Source organism: Streptomyces sp. Y20 (genome assembly GCF_043195475.1).
Lineage (GTDB): Bacteria > Actinomycetota > Actinomycetes > Streptomycetales > Streptomycetaceae > Streptomyces.
The window spans coordinates 133842-160827 of record NZ_JBIDDP010000015.1; the positions used below are offsets into that span (position 1 = coordinate 133842).

A 26986-nucleotide genomic window follows, 5' to 3' on the forward strand; every position below is an offset into this window, starting at 1 on the left:
ACCCGTCCCCCCACTCCCGCACGACCCACCCGAACCGACCGCCCGACCCACACGACGAAGGAACCCGACATGGACGAGAACACCCGCTACCAGGTCCTGCGCAACGACGAGGAGCAGTACTCCCTCTGGCCCGCCGACATCGAGGTACCCGCCGGCTGGCAGCCCGTCGGCAAGGAGGGCACCGAGGCCGAGTGCACCGCCTACGTCGACGAGGTCTGGACCGACATGCGCCCCAAGAGCCTGCGCGAGCGCATGGAGAACGCCGGAGCCTGACCCGGCCGCGACACCGGCACGCCGGGCCGGCCGCACCGGGCCGGCCCGGCACCCCTCCACCCGCTCCACGCCCCCCACTCCTCCCCGCCCGGCGCCCCACCGCCCTCGGCCCTCACAGCACCGCACCGCATCACTCCCGAGGAGCCCGCCATGACCCCCGTCCTGCGCACCGAACGCCTGGAGTTCCTGCCGTACCGGCCCGAGCACGAGGACGCCTTCGTCAGCCTGCTGCGCGACGAGGAGGTGTGCCGCTGGATGGGCCAGGACCTCGTCCCCGAACCGGAGATCCGCCGGCTGTTCCACGCCATCCTCGACGAGGTCTACCCGCACCGCCGCTTCGACGTGTGGGGTCTGTGGCTGTCCGGCACGTACGTCGGTCACGCCGAGGTGAAGCCGACCGGCAACGTCGACGGCCACGAACTCGTCACCGCGCTGGCCCCCGGCTACTGGGGGCGCGGACTGGGCGGCGAGGTGGTGCGCGGCCTGCTCCGGCACGCCGCCGGCAACCTGGGACTCACCGAGGCGTACGGCATGGTGGGCGCCGGGAACACCGCCAGCCTGGCCATGTGCCGCCGCCTGGGCTTCCGGCACGTCCGGGACGTCGTCGACGACGACGGCACCGTCACCAAGCTGCTCGTCATCCCGACGACGGCCGGCGCGGACGCCCCGGGCACGGAGACGGGGACCGGGGCCGTCACCGGCACTCCGGCCACGACCGGCGTGGTCGCCCTGGACGCTCCCACGGGCGCCACGACCGCAGTGCCGGCCGGCGCGGTCGCCGCGGACGCTTCCGCGGGCGCCGCGCTGCCCGCGGCCGCTTCGGCCTCCGTGGCCACCCCGGCCCTCCCGTCGACCGCGCCGGCCCCACCGGCCGCACCCGCCCTCTCCCTCACGGCTCCCCTGGAGCCCTCGGACGCCAAGGACCCCGTGTGACCCGACAACCGCTCACCGAGGGCGCCGCCGGGCGCGCGGACACCGCCCGGCCGCCCGGCCTCCGGCACAACCGCGACTTCAACCTGCTGTGGACCGGTCAGTGCCTGTCCGACCTGGGCGGTGCCATGGTGGACCTGGCCCTGCCCCTGCTGGTCCTGCAGTGGACCGGCTCCCCGGCGCGGGCCGGACTCGTCGGCACCGCCGGCCTCGTCACCACGATGGTGTGCCGGCTGCCGGCCGGTGTCCTCGCCGACCGCTTCGACCGGCGCCGGCTCATGATCGTCTGCGATGCCCTGCGGATCGCCGTGTACGCCCTCCTCGGCTGCGCGGTCGTCACGGACACGGCCTCGATGCCGCTGATCCTCGCGGCGGTCGTCGCGGGCGCCGCCGCCACCGCAGTCTTCAGCACCGCCGAGCACGCCGCGGTCCGCAACCTGGTCCGCACCGACCAGCTCACCACCGCCGTCGCCCGCAACGAGGCACGGACCTACGGCGTCTCACTGGCCGGCCCACCCCTGGGCGGCCTGCTGTTCGGGCTCGGCCGGGCGCTGCCCTTCCTCGGCAACGCGGTCAGTTTCCTGCTGTCCCTGGCAGCCGTCCTGTTCATCCGCCGGCCCCTCCAGCAGCCCCGCCAGGAGGCGCCCCCGGCCGCCGTCGCGTCGGCCACGCAGGGCGTACGGTTCCTGCTCGGCCATCCGTTCCTGCGGGCCCTGCTGCTGATCGCCGCGCCGCTCAACATGGCCTTCACCGGCATGATCTTCGCGATGACCCTGTCGCTCCGACGCGCCGGCCTGTCGCCGTTCCTCGTCGGCCTCGCCGGCACGATCTTCGCGCTGGGCGGGCTCCTCGGCGCCTTCGCCGCCCCCACGCTCCAGCGGCGGCTGCGCCTGCCCGTCCTGATCACGCTGCTGTGCTGGGTGACCGCCGCGCTGATGACGGTCGGCACCCTGCTGGCCACCACCGTCTGGGCCGCCGTACCACTGGCCGCCGCGGTGTTCCTCGGGCCCACCGCGAACGCCGCCCTCTTCGGACGCCAGGCCGCCGTCACCCCGGACCATCTCCAGGGCCGCGTCGTCGGCGGACTGCTGCTCGCCGCCGGCTCGGCCAGCGCCCTCGCCCCCGCCCTCGCCGGAGCACTGCTGGCCCGGTGGGAGCCGAGGACCGCCCTGCTGGTCTTCCCGGTACTGGTGGCCGTCGCCGCGCTGACCGCCACCTTCAGCAGGGGCATCCGGACGACAACCGGCTGAGTGACGTCACCGGGGCTGCGCGGGCGGCCGATACGCGCTGTAATGGCGAAGTGGTGAGTGAGGGCGCTGCGATCAGCGGAACCAGAACGGCGCCGGAGCGCGCCGGAGCCGCCCTCGCGTCGCTGCTGGCGTCACCGGCCACCGCCGACCGGCTCCGCCGGGTCCTCGAACAGGCCCTCGTGTTCGCGGGGGCGTCCTTCGCCGGCGTGTACACGCCCGGCGACGACCCCGCGCAGCTCTTCCTCGCCGAGTCGGCCGGCCTGCCCCGCACCCTGTACGGCCTCCGGGACGGCTACGCGGCCACCGGCGCGTCCCCGGTCGCCGAGGTCCACCGCACCGGCCGGCCGCAGTGGCTCGGCCCCGCCGAACTGGCCGGCTGTCCCGACGCGCGCCGCACCCCGTCCCCCGACTTCTCCCTGGGCGCCCTGCCGCTCGGCCCGGCCGGCGGCGGCTGCCTGCTGGCCGTCGGCGAGCACCCCGGCGGCTTCGGCGGCGACGAGCGGGCCTGTCTGGAGCTGATCGCCCACGCGGTCGCCGTACCCGCACCGGACACCGCGTACGACACCGGCGAGCTGCCCGAGAACGCCTTCAGCCTGGCCATGGACACCGGCCGGGTGGAGGTCGGCGACGCGATCCTGCGGCTGTTCGCGATCGGCCGGGAGGAGTTCGACGGCCGCGTGGAGTCGCTGCTCGGCCGCACGGTGCCCGAGGACCTGCCCGCGCTGATGTCCGTCGTCGAGGCCGACCACATGGCCATCGGCGACCGCGAGCTGGAGTTCCGTATCCTCCAGCCCGCCGGGCCGCCCCGATGGCTGCGGCTGCGCGGCCGGCTGCTGCCCGGCGGCAGGGGCCGCTCCGCCCGGCTCGTCGGCACGGTGACCGACGCCTCCACGGAGCGTTCCGGCGTGACCGACGTGGCCCGTGTGCAGCGCCTGGCCGCCGCGCTGGCCACCGCGGGCACCGTCAAGGACGTCGGCCAGGCCGTCGTCGCCGCGCTGCGCAAGCCGCTCCAGGCCGACCGGATCGCGCTCGCCGAACTGGAGAACGACCGGCTCGTGGTCACCGTCCTCGACCCGCCCCGGCCCGAGGCCTGGCCCGACGTCTGGCGCAGCGAGTGGCGCAGCGAGTGGCCCGACGCCCCGGTGCGGGCCATGCCCACCCTGGCCGCCGCGCTGCGCGAGGGCCGCACCCGGATCTGGTCCGACGGCTCGGCGCTGGAACCGGCCCTCGCCGACGTGGGCCGCGGCGGCCTCGCCGTACTGCCCCTGCCCGCGGGCGGCCGCATGGCCGGCGCCTGCCTGATCGGCTGGGACCGCCCGCACGACTTCGCCCCCGACGAACGCGCCCTGCTCACCGCCTGCGCCGCGCTGACCGGCCAGGCCCTGCTGCGCGCCCACGCCTTCGACGCCGAGCACGAACTCGTCGGCATGCTCCAGCGCAGCCTGCTGCCGCGCCGCCTGCCCCGGCTGCCCGGCGCGGTCGCCGTCGCCCGCTATCTGCCGACGACGGCGGGCCTGGAGGTCGGCGGCGACTGGTACGACGTGATCCCGCTCGCCGACAACCACGTCGCCCTGGTCATCGGGGACGCCCAGGGCCACAACGCGGGCGCCGCCACCCTGATGGGCCAGATGCGCACCGCGCTACGCGCCTACGCCGTCGAGGGCCACACCCCGGACGTCGTCGTCGCCCACGCCAACCGGCTGCTGCTGGACATGGAGACCGACCTGTTCGCGACCTGCGCCTATGTCGACGTCGACGTCGAACAGGGCACCGCCTGGTGCGTACGCGCCGGTCATGTGCAACCCGTGCTGCGCCACCCGGACGGCACCACCGAGATCGTGCAGGCCGAGGGCGGTCCGCCGCTCGGCGTGCTCGGGCAGGCCGAGTTTCCGATGACCCCGCTCCGGCTGCAGCCCGGCACGGTGATCGCACTGACCACCGACGGCCTGGTGGAGTCCGTCGGCACCGACCTCGACACCGGCATGGACCGCCTCGCCCGCGAACTGGCCGCCGCCGACCCCGCCCACCTCGGGATGGTCGCCGACGCCCTGCTCACCGGCGCGCACCGCGGGGACGACGTGGCCCTGCTGCTGATGCGCTACGACGGCATGGCCGTACGGCCGCTGCGGGAGAGCTGGACGGTGTGGCGGGTGCCGGAGGCGGTGCGGCACGCCCGCCGCTTCACCCGGCGCACCCTGCGGACCTGGAACGTGCCCCGGGACACGGTCGACGCCGCCCTGCTGGTCGTCTCCGAGCTGGTCACCAACGCCCTGGTGCACACCGGCGGCCCGGTGCGGCTCGACCTCGGCCTGTTCAACCACCGGTTGCGGCTCGCCGTGGCCGACTCCTCGCCGCGCAGCCCCGTCAAACCGGCCAGCATCGGCTGGGAGGCCACCGGCGGCCGGGGCATCCTGCTGGTGGAGGCCGTGTCCGCGACCTGGGGCACGATCCCGGTCAGCGGCGGGAAACAGGTCTGGGCGGACCTGGTGCTCGGCGGCTGACCCGGGGGCCGGGCAGCGGCGTCGGGGAGCCGTTCGGACAGGTTGGGGAGGCGCGCCGCGCGAGCCGTGCCTAGGGTCGGTTGGTGTGGCACACACCTTCGAAGAACTGGTGCAGAAGCAGTGCGCGGCCGACGCGGCCCGCGCCATGGTCGCGGAGCTGCGGGACGCCTACGGCCCGCCGGCCGAGCGGGGGATGACGGGCGTCCAGTCGGGCACCTACGAGACCGCCCTGCGCGCCTGGCGGGATCTGGCCCGCGACGTGCAGACCGCGGTCAGCGAGTACGCCAAGGAGACGGGCCGGCCGCGCCGTGAGATCGAGGCCGAGGTCGAGCGGGCGGCGGCGGAGAATACCTGACCCCGCGGGAAGGCGCGCGGTGCGCGGCGCCGGCCGGCTGACGGGCGCCGGTCCGCGCATCCCACGCGCCTCGCCGGGTACCCGCCGACCATGAACACTGCCATGTACGAAGCAGCCTCGGGTCCCCAGGTCTTCGGGTACATCCTCATCCTCGTCGCCGGGGTGGCCGTGGTCGCGGGCATCATCTGGGCGTTCCGGCTGGGTTTCAAGGTGCGCGAGCGCGAGCCGGCGCCGCCCCGCCCCGACGAGCAGCCGAGGATGCCGGCGTCCGGGCCGGTCCGCGAGACCCAGGAGATCCGCGAGCCCGACGAAGTGCCCCGCACGGAGGGCGGCGACCGGCTCACCCCTCACGAGCTGGGCAACTCCGGCACCCGGCGCGCCGATGACCAGAGCCGCTCGCGCTGGTCGTCCGGCTCCAGCGGCTCGTTCGGCGGCGGTGGCGGTGGCCAGACCTGAGCCGGCGCCCGGCCCGCCCGTGTTTGCGGGCGCGCGGCCGGGGGACCCGGTCGGGCACGTCAACGCACCCGGGCCCGGACGGGTCCGGCGGACCGGTCCCGCGAGCGGCGGGACCCAGGAAGAAGATGAACGCCGTGACCGCGCACACCAGTGAGCAACCGGCCGTGTCCGAGGCGGAGACGGGCCGCGCCGACGCCCATCGCCGACGGGAGCGGGGTGTGCGCACCTGCCTCCCCGCCGTCCTGGACCGGGCCTCCGCCCGGCTGCCGGGCGCGGACACCGAGGACAACATCGTGCGCGGCGAGGACTGAAACCCGCACCCGGCTCCCCACGGCGGGTCGGGTGTCAGGCGTGGGTCTTGCCGAGCAGTTCCAGGATCTCGGCGCTGGTGCCGCTCTCGCCGAGCCGCGGGAAGATCCGCTCGACGCTGTTGCCGTGTGCGCCCGGGTCGGCGTCGGCCATGGCGTCCGTGGCGAGGGTGACGTGGTAGCCGTGGGCGTAGGCGTCCCGGGCGGTGGACTCGACGCCGATGCTGGTGGCGATGCCGGCCAGCACGATCTGGGTGACGCCCCGGCGGCGCAGCTGGACGTCCAGGTCGGTGCCGTGGAAGGCGCTCCAGTTGTGCTTGGTGACCCGGATGTCCCCGGGGTGCCCGGACAGCTCGTCCACGATGAGGTCCCAGCCCTCCGGGAACGCGAGGCCGCGCGGCTGGTGCTCGGTGCGGCCCGGGACGGCGTCGGCCCAGTCGGCCGCGAAGGAGACCCGGACCAGGACCACCGGCAGCCCGCGGGCGCGGAAGGCGTCGGCGAGCCCGGCCGTGCGGGAGACGACGTCGGCGCCCGGGTACGGCTGGGTGGGCATGGCCACGATGCCGTTCTGGAGGTCGATCGCGACGAGGGCGGTACGGGGGTCGAGCGTGGTGAGCGACATGGGTCGGTCAGGCCTTTCGGGGCGTGTGGGAGGTCAGCCGGCCGAGGGAGCGGTCGGGCAGGGTCGTCGCCAGCAGCAGTGTCGAGCCGGCGAGCATGAACAGGGCCAGGCCGTGCAGCCCGGCCGTGTCGGCGCGGTGCGGGTAGAACGCCGCGGTGGCGGCGGACGCGCCGAGCGCGCCGAGGTACATGAAGGTCCGCAGCAGTCCGGCGGCCGAGGCGATCCGCTCGGGGTCCGCCTGCCGGTACAGGGCGTTCTGCGTGGCGAGCCCGATCAGGCCCTGCGGGACGCCGAGCAGCGCGCCGACGGCGAGCAGCAGCCACAGCGGGCTGTCCCTGCCGACCAGGAGCAGGGCGGCGCAGCCGGCGATCTGGAGGAGCGAACCGGTGAGCAGCTTGGCCCGCACCGCCTCACGGCGCCCGGTCAGCGCGGAGACGGTGAGCGCGGACACCGACAGCGGCAGCAGCGCGAGGCCGGCTGTCGAGGCGCTCAGGCCGCGGCCCTGTTCCAGCCACTGCGTGTAGCCGTACATGAAGGCGTAGGCCGTGGTGTAGCCCAGGAACTGGCGCAGATAGGTGGCGAGCAGCGGGCCGTTGCCGCCGAGCACCCGCAGGTCGATGAAGGGGCCGGGGACCCGCAGCTCCCGCACCGCGAAGCCGGTGGCGGCGACGGCGGACAGGACCGGGAGGTACCAGTGGTCCGCGCGCGGGTCCGTCAGGAACAGCATCAGCGCGACGAGAAGGGCCGCGAACAGCATCATGCCGGGCAGGTCCACGCCCCGCTGCCGCCGCCCCGGTGTGCGCGGCAACCGCAGGGCGCCCAGTACCAGACAGGCCGCGGCCAGCGGGACGTTGACGGTGAACACGGTCCGCCAGCCGGCCACGCCGATCAGCAGCCCGCCGAGCGCGGGCCCGACCACGGCCACCGTCTGGTTGGCGACGGCCAGCACGGCCAGGACGCCCGCCGGGCTGTCCCGCCCGGTGCGCTCGGCCTCGCCCCGGGTCAGCCGCATCGCCGCCGGGTACGCCGCCGACGTGCCCAGACCCAGCAGCACCCGGGCGGCGATCAGCGCCCCCAGCGAGGGGGCCGACGCGCCCAGCAGACCGGCGACGCCCACCAGGGCCGTACCGGTGAGGTACAGCCCGCGCGGACCGTACATGTCCACCAGGCGGCCCATGACGGGCTGGCCGACGGCGGTCGCCAGGTAGAGCGCGGAGACCAGCCACACCGTCCGGGCCGGCGGGGCGCCGAGGGCGACGCCGATCGGCACCAGTGCCACGGCGATCATCGAGGAGTTGACGGGGTTCAGGACCGAGCCGAGGACCATCGGCGCGATGAGCCGGCGGTCGAATCCGGCGGGGGAGGGGCCGGTGGTCCCGGTGCGGGCCCTGAGCCTCGGTATCACGGCCGCGACAGCCGTTCCATCAGCTCCAGCGCGGCGAGGACCGTCTGCCGCTCCTCCTCCGTGTAGCGGTCCTGGAAGGCCCGGGCGAGCCACTCCTCACGTACCTGCCTGTTGCCTTCGACGCGGGCCCGGCCGGTGTCGGTCAGGGTGACCAGCTGGCGGCGCCCGTCGTCGGGATCGGGGGCGCGGCGGACCAGCCCGTGCTGCTCCAGGGCGGCCAGCGTGGTGGCCATGGACTGCGGGCGCACCCCCTCGGCGGCGGCGAGGGCGCTGGCCGTGGCCGCGCCGTGCTTGCCGGCCAGGGTGAGCGCCGACTCCTGGGAGGGGCTGAGGTCGGCGTCCCGCGCCACCTCGCGGATGCGGCGCCGCAGCCTGCTGAACACCACGCGCAGATCGCGCGCGGCCCGGGCGGCGGAGTCGGAGATGTCGGCCATGAGGCCAGGCTAGGACCGGCAGGCGGAACTGTCCAGCTCAGACTGTTCAGTTTTACCTGTCTGTTTACCCGGATACCCGCCCGCCCGGACGGGGCAGCACACCGGTGGACCCAGGGAGCACAGATGACGCCTCCGGACACGTCCGGCCTGGAGGTGGCTCCCGGCGCGGAGGTGGACGGCGAAGTCCGCTTCGGCCCGGGCAGCCGCGGCGCCCACGCGACGGACGGCTCGAACTACCGGCAGCTCCCCCTGGGCGTCGTCACCCCCCCCCGCACCGTGGAGGCGGGCGCGCGGACCGTGCCGGTGTGCGCGCGCTTCGACGCCCCCGTCCGCTACACCGGCCTGGACCGCATCGCCACCGACGAACGGCTTCGGCCTCGCCGAGGCACGAGGAGCGGACGGCACCCTGCCGGGTGGAGTGGCGGACACCCCGCCGGGGAACCCCTGCCGGCAGACACCGCGTCGAAAGAGGAGAGGTCCCATGCCCCCCACCGTCGTCATCACCGGTGCCAGCGCCGGCATCGGTCGCGCCACCGCCCGCCTGTACGCCCGGCGCGGTGCCGACGTCGTCCTGGTCGCGCGCGGCGAGGGCGGCCTGAAGGAGGCGGCCGACGAGGTCGCCGCGCTGGGCGGACGGCCTCTGGTGCAGGTGGCCGACGTGGCCGACGCGGCCCGCCTGGAGGCCGTCGCCGACGCCGCGGAGAAGGCGTTCGGTCCCATCGACGTGTGGATCAACTGCGCGTTCTCCACCGTGTTCGCGCCGTTCGAGGAGATCACCGCCGAGGAGTTCCAGCGGGTCACCGAGGTGACCTACCTCGGCTTCGTCAACGGCACCCGCACGGCCCTGAAGCGCATGCTGCCCCGCGACCGGGGCACGATCGTGCAGGTCGGCTCGGCGCTGGGGGAGCGGTCGATCCCGCTGCAATCGGCGTACTGCGGCGCCAAGCACGCCATCAACGGCTTCACGTCCGCCCTGCGCACGGAACTGCTGCACCGCGGCAGCAACGTGCACGTCACCGTCGCCCAGATGCCCGCGGTGAACACCCCCCAGTTCCAGTGGGTCCGCTCCCGGCTGCCCAAGCACCCCACGCCGGTCGCGCCGATCTACCAGCCCGAGGTCGCCGCGCGGAGCGTGCTGTACGCGGCCGGCCACCCGCGCCGCAAGCAGTACTACGTCGGTGCCTCCACCGCCGCCACCATCTGGGCCAACCGGTTCGCCCCGGCCCTGCTCGACCGCTACCTGGCCCGCACCGGATTCGACTCCCAGCAGACCGACCGCATCCCGCCCGCCGGCCTGGACAACCTCTTCGAACCGGTGGACCGGAAGCGCGCCGACGATCAGGGCGCCCACGGCGCCTTCGACGACAGCTCCCACGCCCGCTCGTGGCAGGAGGCCCTGGTCCGGCACCCGGCCGCCACCGCCCTCGGCGCGGGCGCCGTCGTGCTCGGCACCGTGCGCGGCGTCCGCCGCCTCACCTCCCGATCCGCCTAGGCCGACAGCGTGCGCCTCCTGCTCATGTCCGACACGCACCTGCCCAAGCGGGCCAAGCGGCTCCCGGAGCAACTGCTCGCCGAACTCCCGCGCGCGGACGCCGTCCTGCACGCCGGCGACTGGGTCGACACCGCCACCCTCGACCTGCTGGAGAGCCGCAGCCGCCGATTGATCGGCGTGTACGGCAACAACGACGGCCCCGAGCTGCGCGCCCGGCTCCCCGAGGTGGCCCGCGCCGAGCTGGGCGGCCTGCGCTTCGCCGTCGTGCACGAGACCGGCCCCGCGCAGGGCCGCGAGGCCCGCTGCGCCGCCCGCTTCCCCGGTGTGGACGTCCTCGTCTTCGGGCACAGCCACATCCCCTGGGACACCACCGCCCCCGGCGGCCTGCGCCTCCTCAACCCCGGCTCCCCGACCGACCGCCGCCGTCAGCCCCACTGCACCTACCTCACGGCGACGGTCACCGGCGCCACCCTGACCGAGGTCACCCTGCACCGGCTTCCCCGGCGCTGACCGAGGCCACCTGACCGTCCGTGGCACCGGGCACGCCGGTGTACGCCCCGCCCGCCCACGCCCCGGCCACCGTGGCTGCGGAGCCCGGCGGTATCGGCAGCCGCCGGTGCTGCCGGCGAGGTCCGAGCCTGCCGCGTGCGTGGCGGCACGGTTCTGACGCGCGGCGAGGTGGTCTCCGGGTGAGTGGGGCATCCCGGAGACCACCGTCTGACAGCCGCCGTCCGAGCCGCGCCCGGCCGATGACCGGTCAACTGCCGCCGGGTGCCGTCCAGCCGGTCCGGACGTGCCCCAGGCGGACGCGCTGCGGATGGTCGCCGACCGGGACCGAGGCCACCTTCCGGCCGGTGGCGAAGTCGATCGCCGTCACCCGGTCCGCGCCGCTCTCGGAGATGACGCAGTCCTTGCCGTCACCGCTGACCGTCGCCCAGTACGGCTTGGACGCCGCCACCAGCGGGCCCTCCTGGAGGGTGGCGCGGTCGACCACGGTCGCGTAGTCGTCCATGGTGCCCGCGACGCACAGCTTGGTGCCCTCCGGGTTCATCGACATGCCGTGGTGCCGCGAGTCGTTGACCCAGGTCGTGCGGTCCTCGCTGGTCGCCGGGTTCTTCGGCAGGGTCTTCACCCGGGTGATCCGGTCGGTGGCGATGTCGTACTCCAGGAAGCCGTTGAAGAACGACACCTGGAAGTACAGCTTGGACTCGTCGGGGGAGAAGACCGCCGGGCGCACCGCGTCGGAGAAGTCCTTCAGCCCGAACGCGTCCAGCCGCTGCCGCATGTCGATGATCTTGACCTGCTTGTACGTCGTCGCGTCCACGACCGTGATGTGCCGGTCGCCCTTCGTCCAGTCCCAGCCCGGGTCGTCCAGTGCCGTGTTGACGTCGCCGATGGCGAAGTTCCAGATGTACTTGCCGTCCCTGGTGAAGATGTTCTCGTGCGGCTTGTCGCCGGTGGCGAAGGACCCGAGCTGCTTGCCGGTGGCGATGTCCAGGACGTGCACGGTGTTCGCGGTCGAGGCGGAGACGGCGACCCGGGTGCCGTCCGGGGAGACCGCCATGTGGTCGGCGCGGTAACCCGAAACGGGAAAACGCCAGTTGACCTTCCCGGTGGCCAGGTCGATCGAGACGACGTCCGCGAAGCTGGGCCGGGACACCACGACCGACCTGCCGTCCGGGGTGGAGTACATGTCGTCGGCGTACTGGTCGTGGCCCTCGCCGACGCTGTTGCGGATCGCCTGGAAGTAGATCCACTTGACCGGGTCCGCGTTGATCTCCTTCATCCGCGCGTCCTTGTCGGGGATGACGTCGATGCGGCCGACCTCCGCGAAGTCACCGCTGGACCTGATGACGTCGGCGGTGCCGTCCCAGTTGTTGCCGACGAACAGCACCTCCCGCAGGTCGTCGGTCGCGGCGGGCGCCGTTGAGGCGGCGGTCGCGGGACCGGCCGCGGCCAGGACGAGGGCGGCGGCCACGGAGCACAGGTGCCTGGTTCTCGAAGCAGGCATGACGGCTCTCTTTCCTCGGTGGGGGAATCTGAACACGCGTGCTTTCACAGTGAACTTACTGAAAAGTAAGGACGGGGCCGCCTTCTCGACAAGAGGTGTGCACGACAAGATTGGGCGAGCGGCGGGATGACGGAGGGGGACACGTGGAAGGCAGGCTCAGGGCGCCGACGGGACGCTACGGCGGCCGGTCGGCCGAGGAGCGGCAGGCCGAGCGCCGCCGCCGCTTCCTCGACGCGGCGCTGCGGCTGTTCGGCGGTAGCCCCGGCTACCGGGGGACCACCGTCGCCGCGCTCAGCCAGGCCGCCGGCCTGTCCACGCGCCAGTTCTACGAGGAGTTCCGCACCCTGGAGGACGTCCTCGCCGCCCTGCACCTCCAGGTCAACGACTGGGCGGAACAGGCCGTCCTGGACGACCTGGCCACCGCCGAGGGCCTGCCGCTGGCAGAGCGTGCCACCGCGCTCTTCCGGGCCTATGCCCGCGGCGTCACCTGCGATCCGCACCGCGTCCGCATCACCTTCGTGGAGATCGTCGGCGTCAGCCCCCGCCTGGAGGAGCAGCGGCTGGCCCGCCGAGCCCGCTGGATCGACCTCATCCGTGCCGAGGCGGACGCGGCCGTGGCCCGCGGGGAGGCGGCGCCGCGCGACTACCGCCTGGCTGCCACGGCCTTCATCGGCAGCGTCAACGGCCTGCTGCACGACTGGACCGCGGGCTGGGTGGACGCGACCCTGGACGAGGTGGTGGACGAGCTGGTCCGGCTGCTGCTGGGCATGCTCCGGCCCGAGGGCTGGCGGCCCCGCGGCGAGTGACGCGGGACGCCGGCGACCGTACCCCGGCCGGTTTCGGCGCGCGGGATCGGTCAGGAGCTGATGTGCTGGTGCGGGGGGCCGTCGCACGTTCTCCGGAGAGACCCATGAGTACCTACCGAGTCGCGCAGGTGACCACCGCGGGCGGTGCGTTCGAGCTGACCGAGCGAGAGGTGCCGCAGCCGGGCCCCGGCCGGGTGCGCATCGCCGTCGAGGCGTGCGGCATCTGCCACAGCGACGCCTTCTTCGTGACCGCCGGACTGCCGGGCATCACGTTTCCCGAGGTCCCCGGGCACGAGATCGCCGGGCGGATCGAAGCGCTCGGCGAGGGAGCGCGGGACCGCGGATGGCAGGCCGGCGACCGGGTCGCGGTCGGCTGGTTCGGTGGCAGCTGCGGCCACTGCCGGGCCTGCCGCCGGGGCGACTTCATCCTCTGCGCCGAGCTGGCGGTCCCGGGCTGGGCCTACGACGGCGGCTTCGCCGAGCAGGTCGTCGCCCCCGTCGACGCCCTGGCCCGGATTCCCGACACGCTCGCGGCGAGCGACGCGGGGCCCATGGCCTGCGCGGGCGTCACCACGTACAACGGGCTGCGGCGCAGCTCCGCCCGCCCGGGGGACCTGGTCGCGGTGCTCGGCGTCGGCGGCCTCGGCCACCTCGGCGTGCAGTACGCGGTCGCGATGGGTTTCGAGACCGTGGCCATCGCCCGGGGCGCGGAGAAGGCCGGCTTCGTCAAGCAGCTGGGCGCCCACCACTACGTCGACAGCACCGCCGGGACGCCGGTGGCCGAGGCGCTCCAGGCCCTCGGCGGAGCGCAGGTGGTGCTGGCCACCGCCGGCAACTCCGAGGCCATCACGGCCACCGTGGACGGACTCGCGCCGCGCGGCGAGCTGGTGGTCATCGGCGCCACCCCCGAGCCGCTCGGCATCAGCCCGGTCCAGCTGATCGGAGCCGGCCGTGTCATCCGCGGCCACCCCTCCGGTACCGCCCAGGACGTCGAGGACACCATGGCGTTCAGCGTCCTGCACGGCATCCGCCCGATGACCGAGACGGTGCCCCTGGAGCAGGCCGGGGAGGCCTATGACCGCATGCTCGCCGGCGCGGCCCGGTTCCGGATGGTCCTGACCACGCGGTGACCGATGGCAGGGCCCGGCCGTCTCTACACGGTGGCGGCCAGCGCCAGCAGCACCGTCGCCGACAGCACCGCACAGCCCAGTACGCAGCAGGCCAGCAGCCGCGCGCGCAGCACCCGGTACCGTGCCTCGTACGCCCGCCGCAACTCCTCCGACCGCTCGGCCGTGCGGTGCCACGAGAGCCGGGCCAGCGCCAGGTACTCCGCCTCGAACTGCCGCTCAGGTCGTCACGCTGGGTGTCGGTGAGCCAGCCCAGCCGGGAACCGAGCCGGACCGCGGCGGTACGGCCCTCCTCCCGCGCGGCGGCCAGCAGCAGATGCCCCTCGACCTGCCGGACGAGGGCCCGCTCGTCGTGGGCCGTCATCGCGCCGTCAACTCCCTTTCCACCGGTTCCGCACCGGGGTGGTGCAGGTCGAACGCCGGGGACTCGCTGCGGATCCGCGGCAGGGTGAGGAAGTTGTGCCGCGGGGGCGGGCAGGAGGTCGCCCACTCCAGCGAGCGGCCGTAGCCCCACGGGTCGTCCACGTCGACCGGCTTGCCGTACCTGGCGGTCTTCCACACGTTGTAGAGGAACGGCAGCAGGGAGGAGCCGAGCAGGAACGAGAAGACGGAGGAAACCGTGTTGAGCGTGGTGAGCCCCTCGACGGCGAGATAGTCGGGAATCCGGCGCTGCATGCCTTCGGCGCCCAGCCAGTGCTGGACCAGGAAGGTGCCGTGGAAGCCGATGAACAGCGTCCAGAAGGTGATCTTGCCGAGGCGCTCGTCCAGCATCTTGCCGGTGAACTTCGGCCACCAGAAGTGGAAGCCGGAGAACATGGCGAAGACGACCGTTCCGAACACGACGTAGTGGAAGTGCGCCACCACGAAGTAGCTGTCGGAGATGTGGAAGTCGATGGGCGGCGAGGCGAGCATGACGCCGGTCAGACCACCGAAGAGGAACGTGATGAGGAAGCCGGTGGCCCAGAGCATCGGTGTCTCGAAGGACAGCGAGCCCTTCCACATCGTGCCGATCCAGTTGAAGAACTTCACACCGGTCGGGACGGCGATCAGGAAGGTCATGAAGGAGAAGAACGGCAGCAGCACACCACCGGTGACGTACATGTGGTGGGCCCACACGGTCACGGACAGGCCGGCGATCGCGATGGTCGCGGCGATCAGCCCCATGTAGCCGAACATCGGCTTGCGGCTGAACACCGGGATCACTTCGGAGATGATCCCGAAGAACGGCAGCGCGATGATGTACACCTCTGGATGGCCGAAGAACCAGAAGAGGTGCTGCCACAGCAGCGCTCCGCCGTTCGCGGCGTCGAAGACGTGGGCACCGAACTTGCGGTCCGCCTCCAGGGCGAACAGGGCGGCGGCCAGCACCGGGAAGGCCAGCAGGACCAGGACACCGGTCAGCAGGACGTTCCACACGAAGATCGGCATGCGGAACATGGTCATGCCCGGGGCGCGCATGCAGATGATCGTGGTGATGAAGTTGACCGAGCCGAGGATGGTGCCGAAGCCGGAGAAGGCCAGGCCCATGATCCACATGTCGGCGCCCATGCCCGGCGAACGCACCGCGTCCGACAGCGGCGCATAGGCGAACCAGCCGAAGTCGGCGGCACCCTGCGGGGTGAGGAAGCCGGCGACGGCGACCAGCGAGCCGAACAGGTACAGCCAGTAGGCGAACATGTTCAGCCGGGGGAACGCCACGTCGGGCGCGCCGATCTGGAGCGGCATGATCCAGTTCGCGAAACCGGCGAACAGGGGGGTCGCGAACATCAGCAGCATCACGGTGCCGTGCATCGTGAACGCCTGGTTGTACTGCTCGTTCGACATGATCTGCAGGCCCGGCCGGGCCAGCTCGGCGCGCATGAGCAGCGCCATCACGCCGCCGATCAGGAAGAACGCGAACGCGGTGACCAAGTAGAGCGTCCCGATCGTCTTGTGATCGGTGCTGGTGAGCCACTGCACGGCTCTGGTGTCTCTGATCCTCTTCACGACCCGCCTGTGTCCGCGCCCGGAGCACGGGTCACACTCGCGGGACGCGAGGAGCATCACGGAAGAAGGGTGTGACGATCCGGGGGCTGCCGGACACGAACCGAGCATGAGCAACGACGAGGTCTTCGCCGCTGCCTATCGCGAGCACTACTGGGCGGTCAGCCGCTATGTCGCGAGGCGACTTCAGGGGCGGGCCGACGAGGTGGAGGAAGTGGTGGCGGAGGTGTTCACGGTCGCCTGGCGGCGCCGGGCCGACCTGCCGGCCGCGCCGCTGCCCTGGCTGTACGGGGTGGCACGCAACTGCCTGGCCAACGCGGTACGCGGCTACGGGCGGCGGCGCCGGCTGGTGGACCGGCTCGGCAACGACGAGGCCGCGCACGGCCGGCACATCGCGGTGGGCCCCGACGCGGAGGCGCCGGGCGCCTGGGTGCACGAGGCCCTCGACCGGCTGTCCCCGGCCGACCAGGAGGTGCTGCGCCTCGCCGCCTGGGAGGAACTCGGCGCCGAGGAGATCGCGGTCGCCCTCGGTTGCGGCCGTCGCGCGGCAGCGATGCGCCTGCACCGGGCCCGCCGACGGCTCCGTACCGAGATCGAGCACCTGCGACCTACGACACGCCCACCCGACGCCCCTGCGGCGCCGCCGGCCGACATATCACCGGAGCGGCGCGCGCGTCCTGCGCCCCCGCTGACCGACGGGCCGCTGGAGCACCGTCCGTGGTCCGGACCCCAGCGGGCCGACGCACCACTCGACCAGGACCCGCGGCCCGGGCCTCAGCCGCCCGCCGCCCCGCCCGGCCCGTGCGTGCGTCCGGCGCCGGGGTCGACCGAGGGGCCGTCGGAGCACGGTCTGCGGCTCGGTCCTCAGTCGGTCGACGCGTCACTGGACCAGTGCGTGCGTCCGGCGCCGGGGCTGATCGAGGGGCCGTCGGAGCACCGTCTGCGGTCCGGGCCCCAGCCGGCCGACGCATCGCTCCACCAGGGCCTGCGGCCCGGACCTCAACCGGCCGCCCCCCCTTCCGGTCAGCGCCCGCGTCCGGTGCGGCCGCCGGCCGACGTACCCGGCGAGCACCGTCCCCGGGCCGCGGCGCCCGCGTCCGCCGATACGGCCGCTCCGGTTCGGCGGTGGGCGGTGCCCGGCCCCGCCCAGGCATGCGCCGATGCCACCGTTGCGGGCCGTCGGACGGCCGGCCCCGTCCGGTCCGCCGCGCCGGTGCCCGCCGGTGACACCGCTCCGGGGTGTTCGCCCGCCGGTCCCGCCCCGTCCGTGGCGCCGGCGGACGCCGGCGCGGTCCCGTCGTCCCCCGTGCCCACCGTTGACGCATGCCTGTGCGAGGACCCCCGACATGCCTGACGAACTCGATCTCCTCCGCCACGCCAACCCGGTCCCCGCCGACGGTCCCGACTTCGGTGACGGCCCGCTGGGCCACCGTGCCGAGCGGCAGCTGGAGCGGCTGCTGCACGGCGCCCGGCCGGCTCGCCGCGCCCCCCGCGCCCGGCTGCTGTGGGGTCTGGCCGCCACCGGCGTCGTCCTGGCGACCGCGCTCACCACGCTGCTCGGCGGGCCGAACACCCAGCCCGCCATCGCCGCGCCCCGCCCGCTGACCGTCCGCGCGCAGTCCACGCCCGTACCGCTGGCTGAACTGGCCGACATGGCCGCGGCTGCCGCCGCCGACGGCTCCCCGCGCCTGCGCAGAGGCACGCACATGCAGTCCTGGAGCCTCGGCATGGCCGATGGCAGGCCGCCCGTCACCCTGCCCGAGGAACGTGTCGTGCGCTGGCGCGCGGACGACAGCCACACCGAGCTGGTCGTGGCGACCGACCCGCGCCGTCCGGGCCGCCCGGTCCTCACCGACGAGGGCGACGACCCCTGCATGGTGGCCGACGGCCACGTCCTCAGCCGGATCACGTATCCGCCGAGCTGGAGCGACGCCCCGCCCGAGGCGCCGCCGCCGCACACCCCGGCCGCCCTGCGCGCCTACCTCGCCGAGACCGTACGCACCGGCTCCCTGGACACCTCCGAACTGTTCGAGGCCGTCGAGGAGTTGCTGGGGCACTGGACCCTCGGCGTCCGCGAGTCCGCGGCGCTGGTCCGGGTGCTGGCGGACGCCGAGGGGCTGCGGCCGGCCGGAGGGGTGACGGACCGCCTGGGCCGGCCGGGGCAGGCGTACGTGTACGCGGGCGGGGGCGGCCGGCGGATGCTGATCCTCGACCCGCGCACGGGTGCCGTCCTGGGCCTGGAGACCACCTTCACCCGGGACGCCCCCGAGTACGGGGTGAAGGCCGGGGACGTGATGGACTACCGGGTCTGGATGCGCTGACCACCGCGGCCGGCTCCGCGCCGGCCGCCGTCCAGCAGCCGCGGGATGCCGCCGGGCGTGCGGGAGACGAAGCCCGGCCGTCCGGGACTCACCGCCACCTCAGCGCCAGTCACGGCCCGGGCACAGGGTGACCGAGCGTGCGTACGATCCCCGGACCGCTCACCGGGTCCAGGCCGCCCGGGAGGTGACCTGGACCGGCGCGATCCTCCTCGGGACGCCTGCCGCCGTACCCGGGCGGCTCCTATTCGTCCCAGGCCTGGACGATGAGCTGGTCGGCGATCTTGCCGTCCCGCAGGGTGACCATCGACTCGGAGAGGACGCGGGTGCCGTCCGCGTACTCGCAGGCCTCGCTGAAGGCGGCGTGCTCGCCTTCGACGACGCACCGTTCCAGTTTGTGCGTCATGTCGCGGCTGTAGACGTCGTCCAGCAACTCGGCGATCTGGCCCCGGCCGTGCAGGACCGTGGGGCTGCTGGGCCGGTGGTTGTGGTCGACGATGCGGATCTCCGCGTCGTCCGTGTAGAGCGACAGAAGGGTGTTTCCGGTGTTCCCCTCTATGGCCCGGCGCAGTGTGTCGGAGTCGAACGAGGACCCCGTCGCGGTGCCCATGGTGACCTCCTTCAGGCGCCCGCGGCCCGACGAGGAGCGGGCCGCACGGACCCCACCTCCGAGACTCCTCCGCCCGGAGGGCCACGGCAAGCGCAGCGGCCGGATCGGCCTCACGGGTGAGCGCGGGCCGCCGCCCGTGTCCGGCCGGGCCCGCACCCGTTGGTGAGGGCATGATCTCAACACGACGCATCGCCGCCGCCGTCGGCCTGGCCGCCGGGATCGCCGGTCTCGCCGTACCGTCGGCGAACGCGGCCGACGCCGGTGCACCGCTCGTCGGAGAGCTCAGCGCGCTGTCCGCGCCGGACTCGCTCGCCGGCGCCGGCATGCCCGCATCCGAGCAGGGCCGGGTGCCGCGGGTCACCGACCAGATGCAGGCACTGGAGCACGTCAAGGACCTGAGCCGGCTCAGCCGGGTGGAGCAGGCCCTCGCCCCCGCCGCAGCCGTGCTCGGCCCGATCGCCGTCCTCCCCTGATCCCGCCCCTGCCCCGAGGGCCGTCCCGCCCGGGGCGGCCCGTGCGCCCGGAAAGATCCACGACCGTCCTCGTGGACCGTCCCGCCGCCGATCGGTGGCGCGTAGGGTCGGCAGCGAAGGTATTCGAAGGAAGGGGCCAGGCCATGGCGCAGGAAGTACGCGGCGTGATCGCACCGGGTAAGGACGAGCCCCTACGGCTCGAGACGATCGTGGTCCCGGACCCGGGGCCGGGCGAGGCCGTCGTGCGCATCCAGGCCTGCGGGGTCTGCCACACCGATCTCCACTACAAACAGGGCGGCATCTCGGACGACTTCCCCTTCCTGCTCGGCCACGAGGCCGCCGGTGTGGTGGAGTCGGTCGGCGAGGGCGTCACCGACGTCGCTCCCGGTGACTTCGTCGTCCTCAACTGGCGTGCCGTGTGCGGGCAGTGCCGGGCCTGTCTGCGCGGCCGGCCCTGGTACTGCTTCAACACCCACAACGCGCGGCAGAAGATGACGCTCGCCGCGACCGGGCAGGAACTGTCCCCGGCCCTCGGTATCGGCGCGTTCGCCGAGAAGACGCTCGTGGCCGCCGGCCAGTGCACCAAGGTCGACCCGTCCGTCTCCCCGGCGGTCGCCGGACTGCTGGGCTGCGGGGTGATGGCCGGCATCGGCGCCGCGATCAACACCGCAGGCGTCGGCCGAGGAGACTCGGTGGCCGTCATCGGCTGCGGCGGTGTCGGCGGCGCGGCGATCGCCGGGGCGGACCTGGCCGGCGCGGCGAAGGTCATCGCCGTGGACATCGACGACCGCAAACTGGACACGGCCCGCACGCTGGGCGCCACCCACACCGTCAACTCCAAGGACACCGACCCGGTCCAGGCGATCCGCGAACTGACCGGCGGCTTCGGCGCCGACGTCGTCATCGAGGCCGTCGGCCGCCCCGAGACCTACCAGCAGGCCTTCTACGCCCGCGACCTCGCCGGCACGGTAGTCCTCGTCGGTGTCCCCACCCCGGAGATGAGGCTGGAACTGCCCCTGCTGGACGTCTTCGGCCGCGGCGGCGCCCTGAAGTCCTCCTGGTACGGCGACTGCCTGCCCTCCCGGGACTTCCCCATGCTGATCGACCTCCACCTCCAGGGCCGGCTCCCGCTCGACGCCTTCGTCACCGAGACCGTCCAGCTCGACGAGGTGGAGAAGGCGTTCGAGCGGATGCACCACGGCGACGTGCTGCGCTCGGTGGTGGTGCTCTGATGGCCGCCCGGATCGAACGCCTCGTCACCGCGGGCCAGTTCACCCTGGACGACGGCACCTGGGACGTGGAGAACAACGTGTGGCTCGTCGGCGACGACCACGAGGTGATCGTCATCGACGCCGCCCACGACGCCGACGCCGTCGCCCGCGCCGTCGGCGACCGCCGGCTCACCGCGATCGTGTGCACCCACGCCCACAACGACCACGTCAACGCGGCGCCGGAACTGGCCGACCGCACCGGCGCCGTGATCTGGCTGCACCCCGACGACCTGCCGCTGTGGAAGCTCACCCACCCCGACCGCGACCCCGACCGGCACCTCACCGACGGCCAGGTCATCGAGGCCGCCGGCGCCGACCTGACCGTCCTGCACACTCCCGGCCACGCCCCGGGCGCCGTCTGCCTGTACGATCCCGGGCTCGGCACCGTGTTCACCGGCGACACCCTGTTCCAGGGCGGCCCGGGGGCCACCGGGCGCTCCTACTCCCACTTCCCGACGATCATCGACTCCATCCGGGACCGGCTCCTCACCCTCCCACCGGAGACGAAGGTCCTCACCGGCCACGGGGACGCCACGACCATCGGCGCCGAGGCGTCCCACCTGGAGGAGTGGATCGCGCGCGGACACTGACGGGGTACCGGGCAAATGCCGGGCGCGGCACACGGGCGCGACCGTAGGATCGCGCTCATGACCGCACAGACGATCGACACCCTCCACGGCGTACGGATCCTGCGCTGCGCTCCCGACGGCCCGCTCCTGGACGGCGAGAGCGCGGCGCTCGACCTGATCGGTGACGCGTACGGTCACGACGCACAGCTGGTCGCGCTGCCCGTGGAGAGGATCGCCGACGACTTCTTCCGGCTGCGCTCCGGGGTCGCCGGCGCGGTCGTCCAGAAGTTCGTGTCCTACCGGTTGCGCCTCGCCGTCCTCGGCGACATCTCCGGGCACGTCGCCGGGAGCACGGCTTTGCGTGACTTCGTGTACGAGTGCAACCAGGGCCGGCAGCTGTGGTTCCTCGCGGACGCCGCGGAACTCGACACCCGACTCCGCGGGTAGAAGCAGCCTCCGGGGCTGCGAGCGCGGGCACGGGTGCCGCGCCGTAGCGGTGAAAGGCCGCCGCCGCAGCCGTACTGTCGGCCCATGACTGATCCGACCCGCTTCGCAGGACACGGAGTTCTCGTCACGGGCGCCGCCCGCGGCATCGGCGCCGCCGTCGCCCGGCGGCTCGCCGAGGAGGGCGGCCGGGTCCTGGTGACCGACCGGGACCTGCCCCAGGCCGAGCGGACCGCGGCGACACTGCGCCGACAGGGCCTGGCCGCGGAGGCGTTCGCCTGTGACGTGGCCGACCGCGCCGCCGTCGAGGCGGCCGTCGCCCGCGCCGTCACCGTGTTCGGCTCCCTCGACGTCCTGGTCAACAGCGCCGCCCACTGCACCGCGGACGTCCCGCTGTTCGAGGACGACCCCGACGAGGCGTGGACCCGCGACCTCGACGTCACGCTCACCGGTGCCTACCGCTGTTGCCGCGCCGCCCTGCCGCACCTGGCCGCCTCCGGCCGCGGGGCGATCGTGAGCGTCGGCTCCGTCAACGGCCTCCAGGACTTCGGCAACCACGCCTACAGCGCCGCCAAGGCCGGCCTCGGTTCCCTCACCCGGACCCTGGCCGGGCACGCCGCCGCCCGGGGAGTACGGGTCAATCTCGTGGCTCCGGGGACGGTCCGCACCTCGGCGTGGGAGGGCCGCGACGACGAACTGGACGCCGTGCGCGGCCTGTACCCGCTCGGCCGGGTCGGGGAGCCGCGGGACATCGCCGCCGCGGTCGCCTTCCTGGCGTCCCACGACGCCGCCTGGATCACCGGGACCACCCTTGTGGTCGACGGCGGCCTCACCACCGTCAACACCGGCTTCCACGCGGCCGTTCACCAGCCCTGACCGGCCCCGGGCCGCCGCCCCGCGCGCCTGTACCGCCACGCGGTGACGAAGTTCACCATTTCGTCACGGGGTGACCGGAAACACAACCTTCCCCGCTCCGTCCGTGTCTAGTGGTGGGAGACCGTGGGAAGTGCGCTGGGAAACACCCGGTGGAGGCCCCGGGCGATCAAGGGGAGAAGGGTAGGCCGTCATGGGGGACACACGCACGAGAGGCGTCGTCGCACTGGGCGTCACCGGACTGGTGGCGCCGCTCACGCTCGCGCTCACCGCGGCACCGGCCCAGGCCGCGAGCTGCACCTCGCAGGCGGGTCCGTACCAGAAGCAGGTGGAGCGGTTCCTGGGCCGGCCGGTCGACGGCAGGCAGTCCGCCGCCGACTGCAAGGCCGTCCAGGCCTTTCAGAACAAGCACGGCATCACGCCGAACATCGGCTACGCCGGGTCCGTCACCTGGGGTGTGATGGACCTCATGAACAAGCAGAAGGCCGTCGGGAACAAGCCGAACAAGGACGGCAAGTGCCCGGTGAACAAGGGCCGCATCGCCTGCGTGAACCTCACGCTCCAGCTCAGCTGGATCCAGGACGGCGCGAAGCTCGTCCACGGCCCGGTGCCGGTGCGCACCGGCCGCGACGGCTTCGAGACCCGGACCGGCCTGACGAAGATCTACTGGCGCGACATCGACCACGTCTCCAACCTCTACGACGTGCCGATGCCCTACAGCCAGTTCTTCAACGGCGGCCAGGCCTTCCACTCGGTGGGCCTGAGCATGTGGAACCCGCCGGGCTCGCACGGCTGCGTGAACATGACGCCGACGGAGGCCAAGGCGTACTGGTCGCTGCTGAGGAACGGCGACGACGTCTTCGTCTACGGCCGCAAGCCCGGCACCTGAGCAACGTCCGGCCGCCCCGCACCGGGCGTGCCCCCGCAGCCCGGCGGGCGCGCCGGTGGCGCCAGCGGCAATCCGGTATCGAACCGATAGGAAGTACCCCTTCCCGTCGACCTCTTGACGTGATGAGCAACACGGTCCGTAATGTCCGTATTGAAGGTGCTTGCTCACGGCGCCTTCACGTCGTCCGGCATATGCTTCACAGCATGTCCACCACTGTTGCAACCGCCTCCGAGCGATCGGCCGCGGAGGTCAACGAGGAGATCCGGGCCCTGTGGCGCCGGTCGGGCGGGACACTGAGCACCGAGCAGCGCGCGGAGTACCAGCGCCTCGTGTTGGAGTGGGCCGCCGCGGCCCCGCAGTCGCACCGGGCGGCCTGACCGACCCGCGCGCACCGCGCCGTACCGCCCAGGGCACCCGTGAGCGCACGGGTGCCCTTCTCGCAGCACCTCCGGCCCGGCACCGCGCCGGGCCCCTCCCGTACCGGGGCCCGCACGGCCCCTCGTCAGCCCCACGTCGCCGAGTAGTGCCGCCGGTACGCCTTGCGGTCCTGCTCGGACCGGATGAACCGGGTCGCGACCAGCGCGATCAGACTGCCCGCGATCACCAGGAGTCCGGGCCCGATGTTCCGGGTGTCCGTCAGCCGCGCCAGCAGGGTGCTGCCCTCGGACGTGCCCGTGACCGGCGCCGAGGTGCCCGGCGATGCCGCGTTCGGCGCCATCGCGCCCTGCGCCGCGGAGGCCGACGGCGCGGAAGAGGGCGCCGCACCGGCGCCGCCGCCCGCACCGCCAGCGTCCTGCGCCGACACCAGCAGCCGCACACCGAGCGCCGTCAGGGCCTTGGTCACCGGCTGGAAGAACGTCGTCCCCCCCGCCGTGCAGTCCCCGTTGCCGCCCGAGGTGACCCCGAGCGCGATGCCCTCCGAGAACAGCGGGCCGCCGCTGTCGCCGGGCTCGGCGCACACGGTGGTCTCGACGAGTCCGGTGACCGTGCCCTCCGGATAGTTGACGGTCGCGTTCAGGGCGGTGACCCGGCCGTCGTGCAGACCGCTGGTGCTGCCGCTGCGGAACACCCGCTGCCCCACCGCCGGATCGGCCACTCCGGTGATCCGCACGCCCTTCCCGCCGCCGATCGCGACGACCCCGGCACCCGCGCCGGCCTTGCCGGAGGCGTACTGCACGAGCGAGAAGTCGCTGCCGGGGAAGACGCTGTTCACGGTGTTGCCCAGCTGCCGGTCGCCCTGGTTGTCGGCGAACCAGGTGGATCCCGCGGGCCCGCAGTGGCCGGCCGTGAGGATGAAGTCGGACTGCCCGTTGGTGACGTTGAAACCCGCCGAGCAGCGGCCGCCGGTCGACAGGATCGGCAGGGCGCCGTTCAGCCGCGTGGTGAACGCGCCCTTCGTGCGCTCCATGTGCACGAAGCTGCCGATCCGCGCGGCCACCCGGGTCAGCCGCGACCAGTCACCGGCGGACACCGTGCGGTCCGCCCGCACCACGACCCGGTTGCTCCGGTAGTCCACCGCCCAGGCCGTGCCCGGCACCCGCGGCGCCGAACCGAGCGACGCGGTGGCCGACTTCAGCTCGTTCATGCTGTGCGGCACGACCTTCGCCTCGGCCCCGGCCCGCCGCACCGCCCGCGCTGCCGCGTCGTCGGTCACCGCCACGACCGGACGCCCGTCGGCGCCGACCCAGTCGCCCGCCGTGCGGGCGGTGCCGAGCCGCGCCACCAGGGCGGCTCCGGTGTCCCCGGTACCGCCGGTGGAGCGGAGCACTCTGGCGGATCCGGACGGTGTCTCGCTCGCCATGGCCGCCTGGGTGACCATCGTGCCCCCCAGGAGGAGTCCGCCGACCGCCGTCAGCCGTGTCAGTCGCCGGACGACCCGTCGTCGTGCGTGCCGCATGCATGGCTCCCGAAGCCGAACCCGAACGCACGCCACCCGTACCGGCAGCGCGGGACCCCCGGGTCGTCGGGGGCCCGCCCCTCCATACGGCCCCAGGGCCCACGGCGTTCACCACCATCGGCGATCTCCGCCCGCCGGGCCGGGGCCCGCGCTCCGCCCGTCCCCGCGCGTCGTCCCCGGAGTCGGCCAGCCGCAGCCCGCCGAGCGCGGCCCGTCCCGCCGGGCGGCCCGGACGAGCCGGGCGATCCGCCCCGGCGTCAGCGCGTACTCCCCGGTCGTGCACCACCGCGACCGGCCGCCCGCCGGCACTCCGGTGGGCCGCCGTCAGCCGGATCGGTGCTTCGCCGACCAGCCTCCCCCCGTCCGACCCCGACTCGTCACAGGCGACCCCGGCAGGCTCCCCGGCACGGCCCCGCGTCACCCGCCCGTCCCGCGCCCCCGTTCCCGCTCACGCCCCGACCCCCTATCTTGAGCCTCATGGCCAGCATCCCGCACAGCACCCCCGGCGAGCCGGATCCGCTGCGCGCGCTCGGGCTGGAGCGGCTGCGACGCCGTACGAGCATGAAGTGGCGCACCTACCCCGACGACGTGCTGCCGCTGTGGGTGGCCGAGATGGACGTGCCGCTCGCCGAGCCCGTCGTCCGCGCCGTCACCGACGCGCTCGCCCTCGGCGACACCGGGTACCCGGCCGGCACCGCCTACGCCGAGGCCCTCGCCGCCTTCGCCGCCGAGCGGTGGAACTGGGACGGCCTCGCCGTCGAGCGCACCGCCGTCGTGCCGGACGTGATGCTGGGCGTGGTCGAGATGCTCAAGCTGGTCACCGGGCCCGGCGACCCGGTCATCGTCAACCCGCCGGTGTATCCGCCGTTCTTCCAGTTCGCCGAGCACCTGGACCGCCGGGTGGTGCAGGCCCCGCTCGACGCCGGTCTGCGCATCGACCTGCCCGGTCTGGAGGAGGCGTTCCGGGAGGCGGCCGCCGGGCCCGGCCGTGCCGCGTACCTGCTGTGCAGCCCGCACAATCCCACCGGTACCGTGCACACCGCGGCCGAGCTGACGGCCGTCGCCTCCCTCGCCGAGCGGTACGGCGTCCGGGTCGTCGCGGACGAGATCCACGCCCCGCTCGTCGCCCCCGGCGTCACCTTCGTGCCGTACCTCGGTGTGCCCGGCGCCGACCGCGGCCTGTCCCTGATGTCGGCGTCCAAGGGGTGGAACCTGGCCGGTCTCAAGGCCGCGCTCGCCGTCGCCGGACCCGAGGCCGCCGCCGACCTCGCGCGCCTGCCCGAGGAGGTGGGGCACGGCCCCAGCCACCTCGGCGTCATCGCGCACACCGCCGCCCTGCGCGACGGAACCGCCTGGCTGGACGCTCTGCTGGCCGGACTCCAGGACAACCGGCGGCTGCTCACCGGCCTGCTCGCCGCGCACCTGCCCGCGATCCGCGTGCACCCCGCCGAGGCGACCTATCTGGTCTGGCTGGACTGCCGGGCCCTCGGCCTCGGCGACGATCCCGCCCAGGTCTTCCTCGACCGCGGCCGGGTCGCCCTCAGCCCCGGCCCTCCCTTCGGCGCCGGTGGCGCCGGGCACGCACGGCTGAACCTGGCGACCTCGCCCGGGATCCTCACCGAGGCGGTACGGCGGATGGCGGCGTCCCCGCGCTGACCGGACACGCCCCGCCGGCCCGCCGTCCCGCGG

Annotated in this window: 27 protein-coding genes and 1 pseudogene; 21 read left to right on the forward strand and 7 right to left on the reverse strand. The window is 73.9% G+C overall.

Features of this window, described 5'->3' with window-relative positions; all coding sequences use genetic code 11:
• The first annotated feature begins 69 nt into the window (after positions 1 to 69).
• From ACGFT1_RS30145 to ACGFT1_RS30175, 7 genes are all read left to right on the forward strand, one after another.
• On the forward strand, positions 70 to 273 hold the full coding sequence (locus tag ACGFT1_RS30145) for an MbtH family NRPS accessory protein (protein WP_356822881.1): 204 nt from the start codon (positions 70 to 72) through the stop codon (positions 271 to 273).
• A gap of 150 nt (positions 274 to 423) precedes the next feature.
• On the forward strand, positions 424 to 1206 hold the full coding sequence (locus tag ACGFT1_RS30150) for a GNAT family N-acetyltransferase (protein ID WP_373912144.1): 783 nt from the start codon (positions 424 to 426) through the stop codon (positions 1204 to 1206).
• On the forward strand, positions 1203 to 2453 hold the full coding sequence (locus ACGFT1_RS30155; protein ID WP_373912145.1) for an MFS transporter: 1251 nt from the start codon (positions 1203 to 1205) through the stop codon (positions 2451 to 2453). The genes ACGFT1_RS30150 and ACGFT1_RS30155 overlap by 4 nt, the downstream gene beginning before the upstream one ends.
• Before the next feature lie 50 nt (positions 2454 to 2503).
• Entirely contained in the window at positions 2504 to 4954 is a 2451-nt protein-coding gene (locus ACGFT1_RS30160) for a SpoIIE family protein phosphatase (protein WP_373912146.1), read from the forward strand.
• Between the two features lie 85 nt (positions 4955 to 5039).
• Positions 5040 to 5309: a hypothetical protein gene (locus ACGFT1_RS30165; protein WP_373912147.1), complete on the forward strand. Its 270-nt coding sequence runs from the start codon at positions 5040 to 5042 to the stop codon at positions 5307 to 5309.
• A 90-nt stretch (positions 5310 to 5399) separates the two neighbouring features.
• Complete coding sequence (locus ACGFT1_RS30170) at positions 5400 to 5765, forward strand: DUF6479 family protein (RefSeq protein WP_373912148.1); 366 nt, start codon at positions 5400 to 5402, stop codon at positions 5763 to 5765.
• A gap of 125 nt (positions 5766 to 5890) precedes the next feature.
• Complete coding sequence (locus tag ACGFT1_RS30175) at positions 5891 to 6076, forward strand: hypothetical protein (protein WP_373912149.1); 186 nt, start codon at positions 5891 to 5893, stop codon at positions 6074 to 6076.
• Between the two features lie 34 nt (positions 6077 to 6110).
• Here the strand turns inward: ACGFT1_RS30175 and ACGFT1_RS30180 are convergent, their stop codons facing one another.
• From ACGFT1_RS30180 to ACGFT1_RS30190, 3 genes are read right to left on the reverse strand one after another with little or no spacing between them, the layout of a single operon-like run.
• Positions 6111 to 6695 carry an isochorismatase family protein gene (locus tag ACGFT1_RS30180; RefSeq protein ID WP_373912150.1) on the reverse strand — a complete coding sequence of 195 codons (585 nt, stop codon included), beginning with the start codon at positions 6693 to 6695 and terminating at the stop codon, positions 6111 to 6113.
• A gap of 7 nt (positions 6696 to 6702) precedes the next feature.
• On the reverse strand, positions 6703 to 8100 hold the full coding sequence (locus ACGFT1_RS30185) for an MFS transporter (protein WP_373912151.1): 1398 nt from the start codon (positions 8098 to 8100) through the stop codon (positions 6703 to 6705).
• Positions 8097 to 8534, reverse strand: a complete 438-nt coding sequence (locus tag ACGFT1_RS30190) for a MarR family transcriptional regulator (RefSeq protein ID WP_356822865.1) — start codon at positions 8532 to 8534, stop codon at positions 8097 to 8099. The genes ACGFT1_RS30185 and ACGFT1_RS30190 overlap by 4 nt, the downstream gene beginning before the upstream one ends.
• A 481-nt stretch (positions 8535 to 9015) precedes the next feature.
• On the opposite strand from ACGFT1_RS30190, the gene ACGFT1_RS30195 reads away from it, so the two are divergent.
• Both ACGFT1_RS30195 and ACGFT1_RS30200 read left to right on the forward strand, forming a co-directional pair.
• Positions 9016 to 10026, forward strand: a complete 1011-nt coding sequence (locus ACGFT1_RS30195; protein WP_373912152.1) for an SDR family oxidoreductase — start codon at positions 9016 to 9018, stop codon at positions 10024 to 10026.
• A 9-nt stretch (positions 10027 to 10035) separates the two neighbouring features.
• Positions 10036 to 10536, forward strand: coding sequence for a metallophosphoesterase (locus ACGFT1_RS30200; protein WP_373912153.1), 501 nt, complete (start codon positions 10036 to 10038; stop codon positions 10534 to 10536).
• A gap of 247 nt (positions 10537 to 10783) precedes the next feature.
• Here ACGFT1_RS30200 and ACGFT1_RS30205 read toward each other — a convergent pair whose 3' ends face one another.
• Complete coding sequence (locus ACGFT1_RS30205; protein ID WP_373912154.1) at positions 10784 to 12037, reverse strand: YncE family protein; 1254 nt, start codon at positions 12035 to 12037, stop codon at positions 10784 to 10786.
• Between the two features lie 143 nt (positions 12038 to 12180).
• On the opposite strand from ACGFT1_RS30205, the gene ACGFT1_RS30210 reads away from it, so the two are divergent.
• Both ACGFT1_RS30210 and ACGFT1_RS30215 read left to right on the forward strand, forming a co-directional pair.
• Positions 12181 to 12843: a TetR/AcrR family transcriptional regulator gene (locus tag ACGFT1_RS30210; protein ID WP_373912155.1), complete on the forward strand. Its 663-nt coding sequence runs from the start codon at positions 12181 to 12183 to the stop codon at positions 12841 to 12843.
• Positions 12844 to 12947: 104 nt separating this feature from the next.
• Positions 12948 to 13973, forward strand: a complete 1026-nt coding sequence (locus ACGFT1_RS30215) for an alcohol dehydrogenase (RefSeq protein WP_373912156.1) — start codon at positions 12948 to 12950, stop codon at positions 13971 to 13973.
• Positions 13974 to 14330: 357 nt separating this feature from the next.
• On the opposite strand, the gene ctaD is transcribed toward ACGFT1_RS30215, so the two are convergent.
• Positions 14331 to 15956, reverse strand: coding sequence for a cytochrome c oxidase subunit I (gene ctaD / locus ACGFT1_RS30220; protein WP_373912157.1), 1626 nt, complete (start codon positions 15954 to 15956; stop codon positions 14331 to 14333).
• A gap of 106 nt (positions 15957 to 16062) precedes the next feature.
• Between ctaD and ACGFT1_RS30225 the strand changes: the two are divergent.
• Positions 16063 to 16563 (forward strand): annotated as a pseudogene (locus ACGFT1_RS30225) (RNA polymerase sigma factor); the annotation flags it as partial.
• Positions 16564 to 17299: 736 nt separating this feature from the next.
• Positions 17300 to 18274, forward strand: a complete 975-nt coding sequence (locus tag ACGFT1_RS30230; protein ID WP_373912158.1) for a CU044_5270 family protein — start codon at positions 17300 to 17302, stop codon at positions 18272 to 18274.
• 241 nt (positions 18275 to 18515) lie between these two features.
• Here the strand turns inward: ACGFT1_RS30230 and ACGFT1_RS30235 are convergent, their stop codons facing one another.
• Positions 18516 to 18881, reverse strand: coding sequence for a nuclear transport factor 2 family protein (locus ACGFT1_RS30235; RefSeq protein ID WP_373912159.1), 366 nt, complete (start codon positions 18879 to 18881; stop codon positions 18516 to 18518).
• Between the two features lie 170 nt (positions 18882 to 19051).
• Here ACGFT1_RS30235 and ACGFT1_RS30240 point away from each other — a divergent pair, with 170 nt between their 5' ends.
• The 7 genes from ACGFT1_RS30240 (at position 19052) to ACGFT1_RS30270 (ending at position 23777) form a co-directional block, all read left to right on the forward strand.
• Complete coding sequence (locus ACGFT1_RS30240) at positions 19052 to 19354, forward strand: hypothetical protein (RefSeq protein ID WP_373912160.1); 303 nt, start codon at positions 19052 to 19054, stop codon at positions 19352 to 19354.
• Positions 19355 to 19497: 143 nt separating this feature from the next.
• Entirely contained in the window at positions 19498 to 20586 is a 1089-nt protein-coding gene (locus ACGFT1_RS30245) for an S-(hydroxymethyl)mycothiol dehydrogenase (RefSeq protein ID WP_373912161.1), read from the forward strand.
• Positions 20586 to 21215, forward strand: a complete 630-nt coding sequence (locus tag ACGFT1_RS30250; protein ID WP_373912162.1) for an MBL fold metallo-hydrolase — start codon at positions 20586 to 20588, stop codon at positions 21213 to 21215. Before ACGFT1_RS30245 ends, ACGFT1_RS30250 begins: the two co-directional genes overlap by 1 nt.
• 57 nt (positions 21216 to 21272) lie before the next feature.
• Positions 21273 to 21641: a DUF4180 domain-containing protein gene (locus ACGFT1_RS30255; RefSeq protein WP_373912163.1), complete on the forward strand. Its 369-nt coding sequence runs from the start codon at positions 21273 to 21275 to the stop codon at positions 21639 to 21641.
• An 84-nt stretch (positions 21642 to 21725) separates the two neighbouring features.
• Complete coding sequence (locus ACGFT1_RS30260; RefSeq protein ID WP_373912164.1) at positions 21726 to 22514, forward strand: SDR family NAD(P)-dependent oxidoreductase; 789 nt, start codon at positions 21726 to 21728, stop codon at positions 22512 to 22514.
• A 190-nt stretch (positions 22515 to 22704) separates the two neighbouring features.
• Positions 22705 to 23400, forward strand: a complete 696-nt coding sequence (locus ACGFT1_RS30265) for a L,D-transpeptidase family protein (protein ID WP_373912165.1) — start codon at positions 22705 to 22707, stop codon at positions 23398 to 23400.
• A 191-nt stretch (positions 23401 to 23591) separates the two neighbouring features.
• Positions 23592 to 23777 (forward strand): hypothetical protein, encoded by a 186-nt coding sequence (locus ACGFT1_RS30270; RefSeq protein ID WP_356822814.1) that lies wholly within the window; start codon positions 23592 to 23594, stop codon positions 23775 to 23777.
• A gap of 125 nt (positions 23778 to 23902) precedes the next feature.
• On the opposite strand, the gene ACGFT1_RS30275 is transcribed toward ACGFT1_RS30270, so the two are convergent.
• On the reverse strand, positions 23903 to 25297 hold the full coding sequence (locus tag ACGFT1_RS30275; RefSeq protein ID WP_373912166.1) for a S1 family peptidase: 1395 nt from the start codon (positions 25295 to 25297) through the stop codon (positions 23903 to 23905).
• Positions 25298 to 25774: 477 nt separating this feature from the next.
• On the opposite strand from ACGFT1_RS30275, the gene ACGFT1_RS30280 reads away from it, so the two are divergent.
• Positions 25775 to 26953 carry a MalY/PatB family protein gene (locus ACGFT1_RS30280; protein WP_373912167.1) on the forward strand — a complete coding sequence of 393 codons (1179 nt, stop codon included), beginning with the start codon at positions 25775 to 25777 and terminating at the stop codon, positions 26951 to 26953.
• Positions 26954 to 26986: the final 33 nt, after the last annotated feature.

Bases quoted from the DNA above. Each gene is read 5' to 3' on its own strand.
- ACGFT1_RS30145 (WP_356822881.1), top strand. From the start codon at position 70: ATGGACGAGAACACCCGCTACCAGGTCCTGCGCAACGACGAGGAGCAG.
- ACGFT1_RS30150 (WP_373912144.1), top strand. From the start codon at position 424: ATGACCCCCGTCCTGCGCACCGAACGCCTGGAGTTCCTGCCGTACCGG.
- ACGFT1_RS30170 (WP_373912148.1), top strand. From the start codon at position 5,400: ATGAACACTGCCATGTACGAAGCAGCCTCGGGTCCCCAGGTCTTCGGG.
- ACGFT1_RS30175 (WP_373912149.1), top strand. From the start codon at position 5,891: ATGAACGCCGTGACCGCGCACACCAGTGAGCAACCGGCCGTGTCCGAG.
- ACGFT1_RS30180 (WP_373912150.1), bottom strand. From the start codon at position 6,695: ATGTCGCTCACCACGCTCGACCCCCGTACCGCCCTCGTCGCGATCGAC.
- ACGFT1_RS30190 (WP_356822865.1), bottom strand. From the start codon at position 8,534: ATGGCCGACATCTCCGACTCCGCCGCCCGGGCCGCGCGCGATCTGCGC.
- ACGFT1_RS30195 (WP_373912152.1), top strand. From the start codon at position 9,016: ATGCCCCCCACCGTCGTCATCACCGGTGCCAGCGCCGGCATCGGTCGC.
- ACGFT1_RS30205 (WP_373912154.1), bottom strand. From the start codon at position 12,037: ATGCCTGCTTCGAGAACCAGGCACCTGTGCTCCGTGGCCGCCGCCCTC.
- ACGFT1_RS30215 (WP_373912156.1), top strand. From the start codon at position 12,948: ATGAGTACCTACCGAGTCGCGCAGGTGACCACCGCGGGCGGTGCGTTC.
- ACGFT1_RS30230 (WP_373912158.1), top strand. From the start codon at position 17,300: ATGCCTGACGAACTCGATCTCCTCCGCCACGCCAACCCGGTCCCCGCC.
- ACGFT1_RS30235 (WP_373912159.1), bottom strand. From the start codon at position 18,881: ATGGGCACCGCGACGGGGTCCTCGTTCGACTCCGACACACTGCGCCGG.
- ACGFT1_RS30240 (WP_373912160.1), top strand. From the start codon at position 19,052: ATGATCTCAACACGACGCATCGCCGCCGCCGTCGGCCTGGCCGCCGGG.
- ACGFT1_RS30245 (WP_373912161.1), top strand. From the start codon at position 19,498: ATGGCGCAGGAAGTACGCGGCGTGATCGCACCGGGTAAGGACGAGCCC.
- ACGFT1_RS30250 (WP_373912162.1), top strand. From the start codon at position 20,586: ATGGCCGCCCGGATCGAACGCCTCGTCACCGCGGGCCAGTTCACCCTG.
- ACGFT1_RS30255 (WP_373912163.1), top strand. From the start codon at position 21,273: ATGACCGCACAGACGATCGACACCCTCCACGGCGTACGGATCCTGCGC.
- ACGFT1_RS30260 (WP_373912164.1), top strand. From the start codon at position 21,726: ATGACTGATCCGACCCGCTTCGCAGGACACGGAGTTCTCGTCACGGGC.
- ACGFT1_RS30265 (WP_373912165.1), top strand. From the start codon at position 22,705: ATGGGGGACACACGCACGAGAGGCGTCGTCGCACTGGGCGTCACCGGA.
- ACGFT1_RS30270 (WP_356822814.1), top strand. From the start codon at position 23,592: ATGCTTCACAGCATGTCCACCACTGTTGCAACCGCCTCCGAGCGATCG.
- ACGFT1_RS30275 (WP_373912166.1), bottom strand. From the start codon at position 25,297: ATGCGGCACGCACGACGACGGGTCGTCCGGCGACTGACACGGCTGACG.
- ACGFT1_RS30280 (WP_373912167.1), top strand. From the start codon at position 25,775: ATGGCCAGCATCCCGCACAGCACCCCCGGCGAGCCGGATCCGCTGCGC.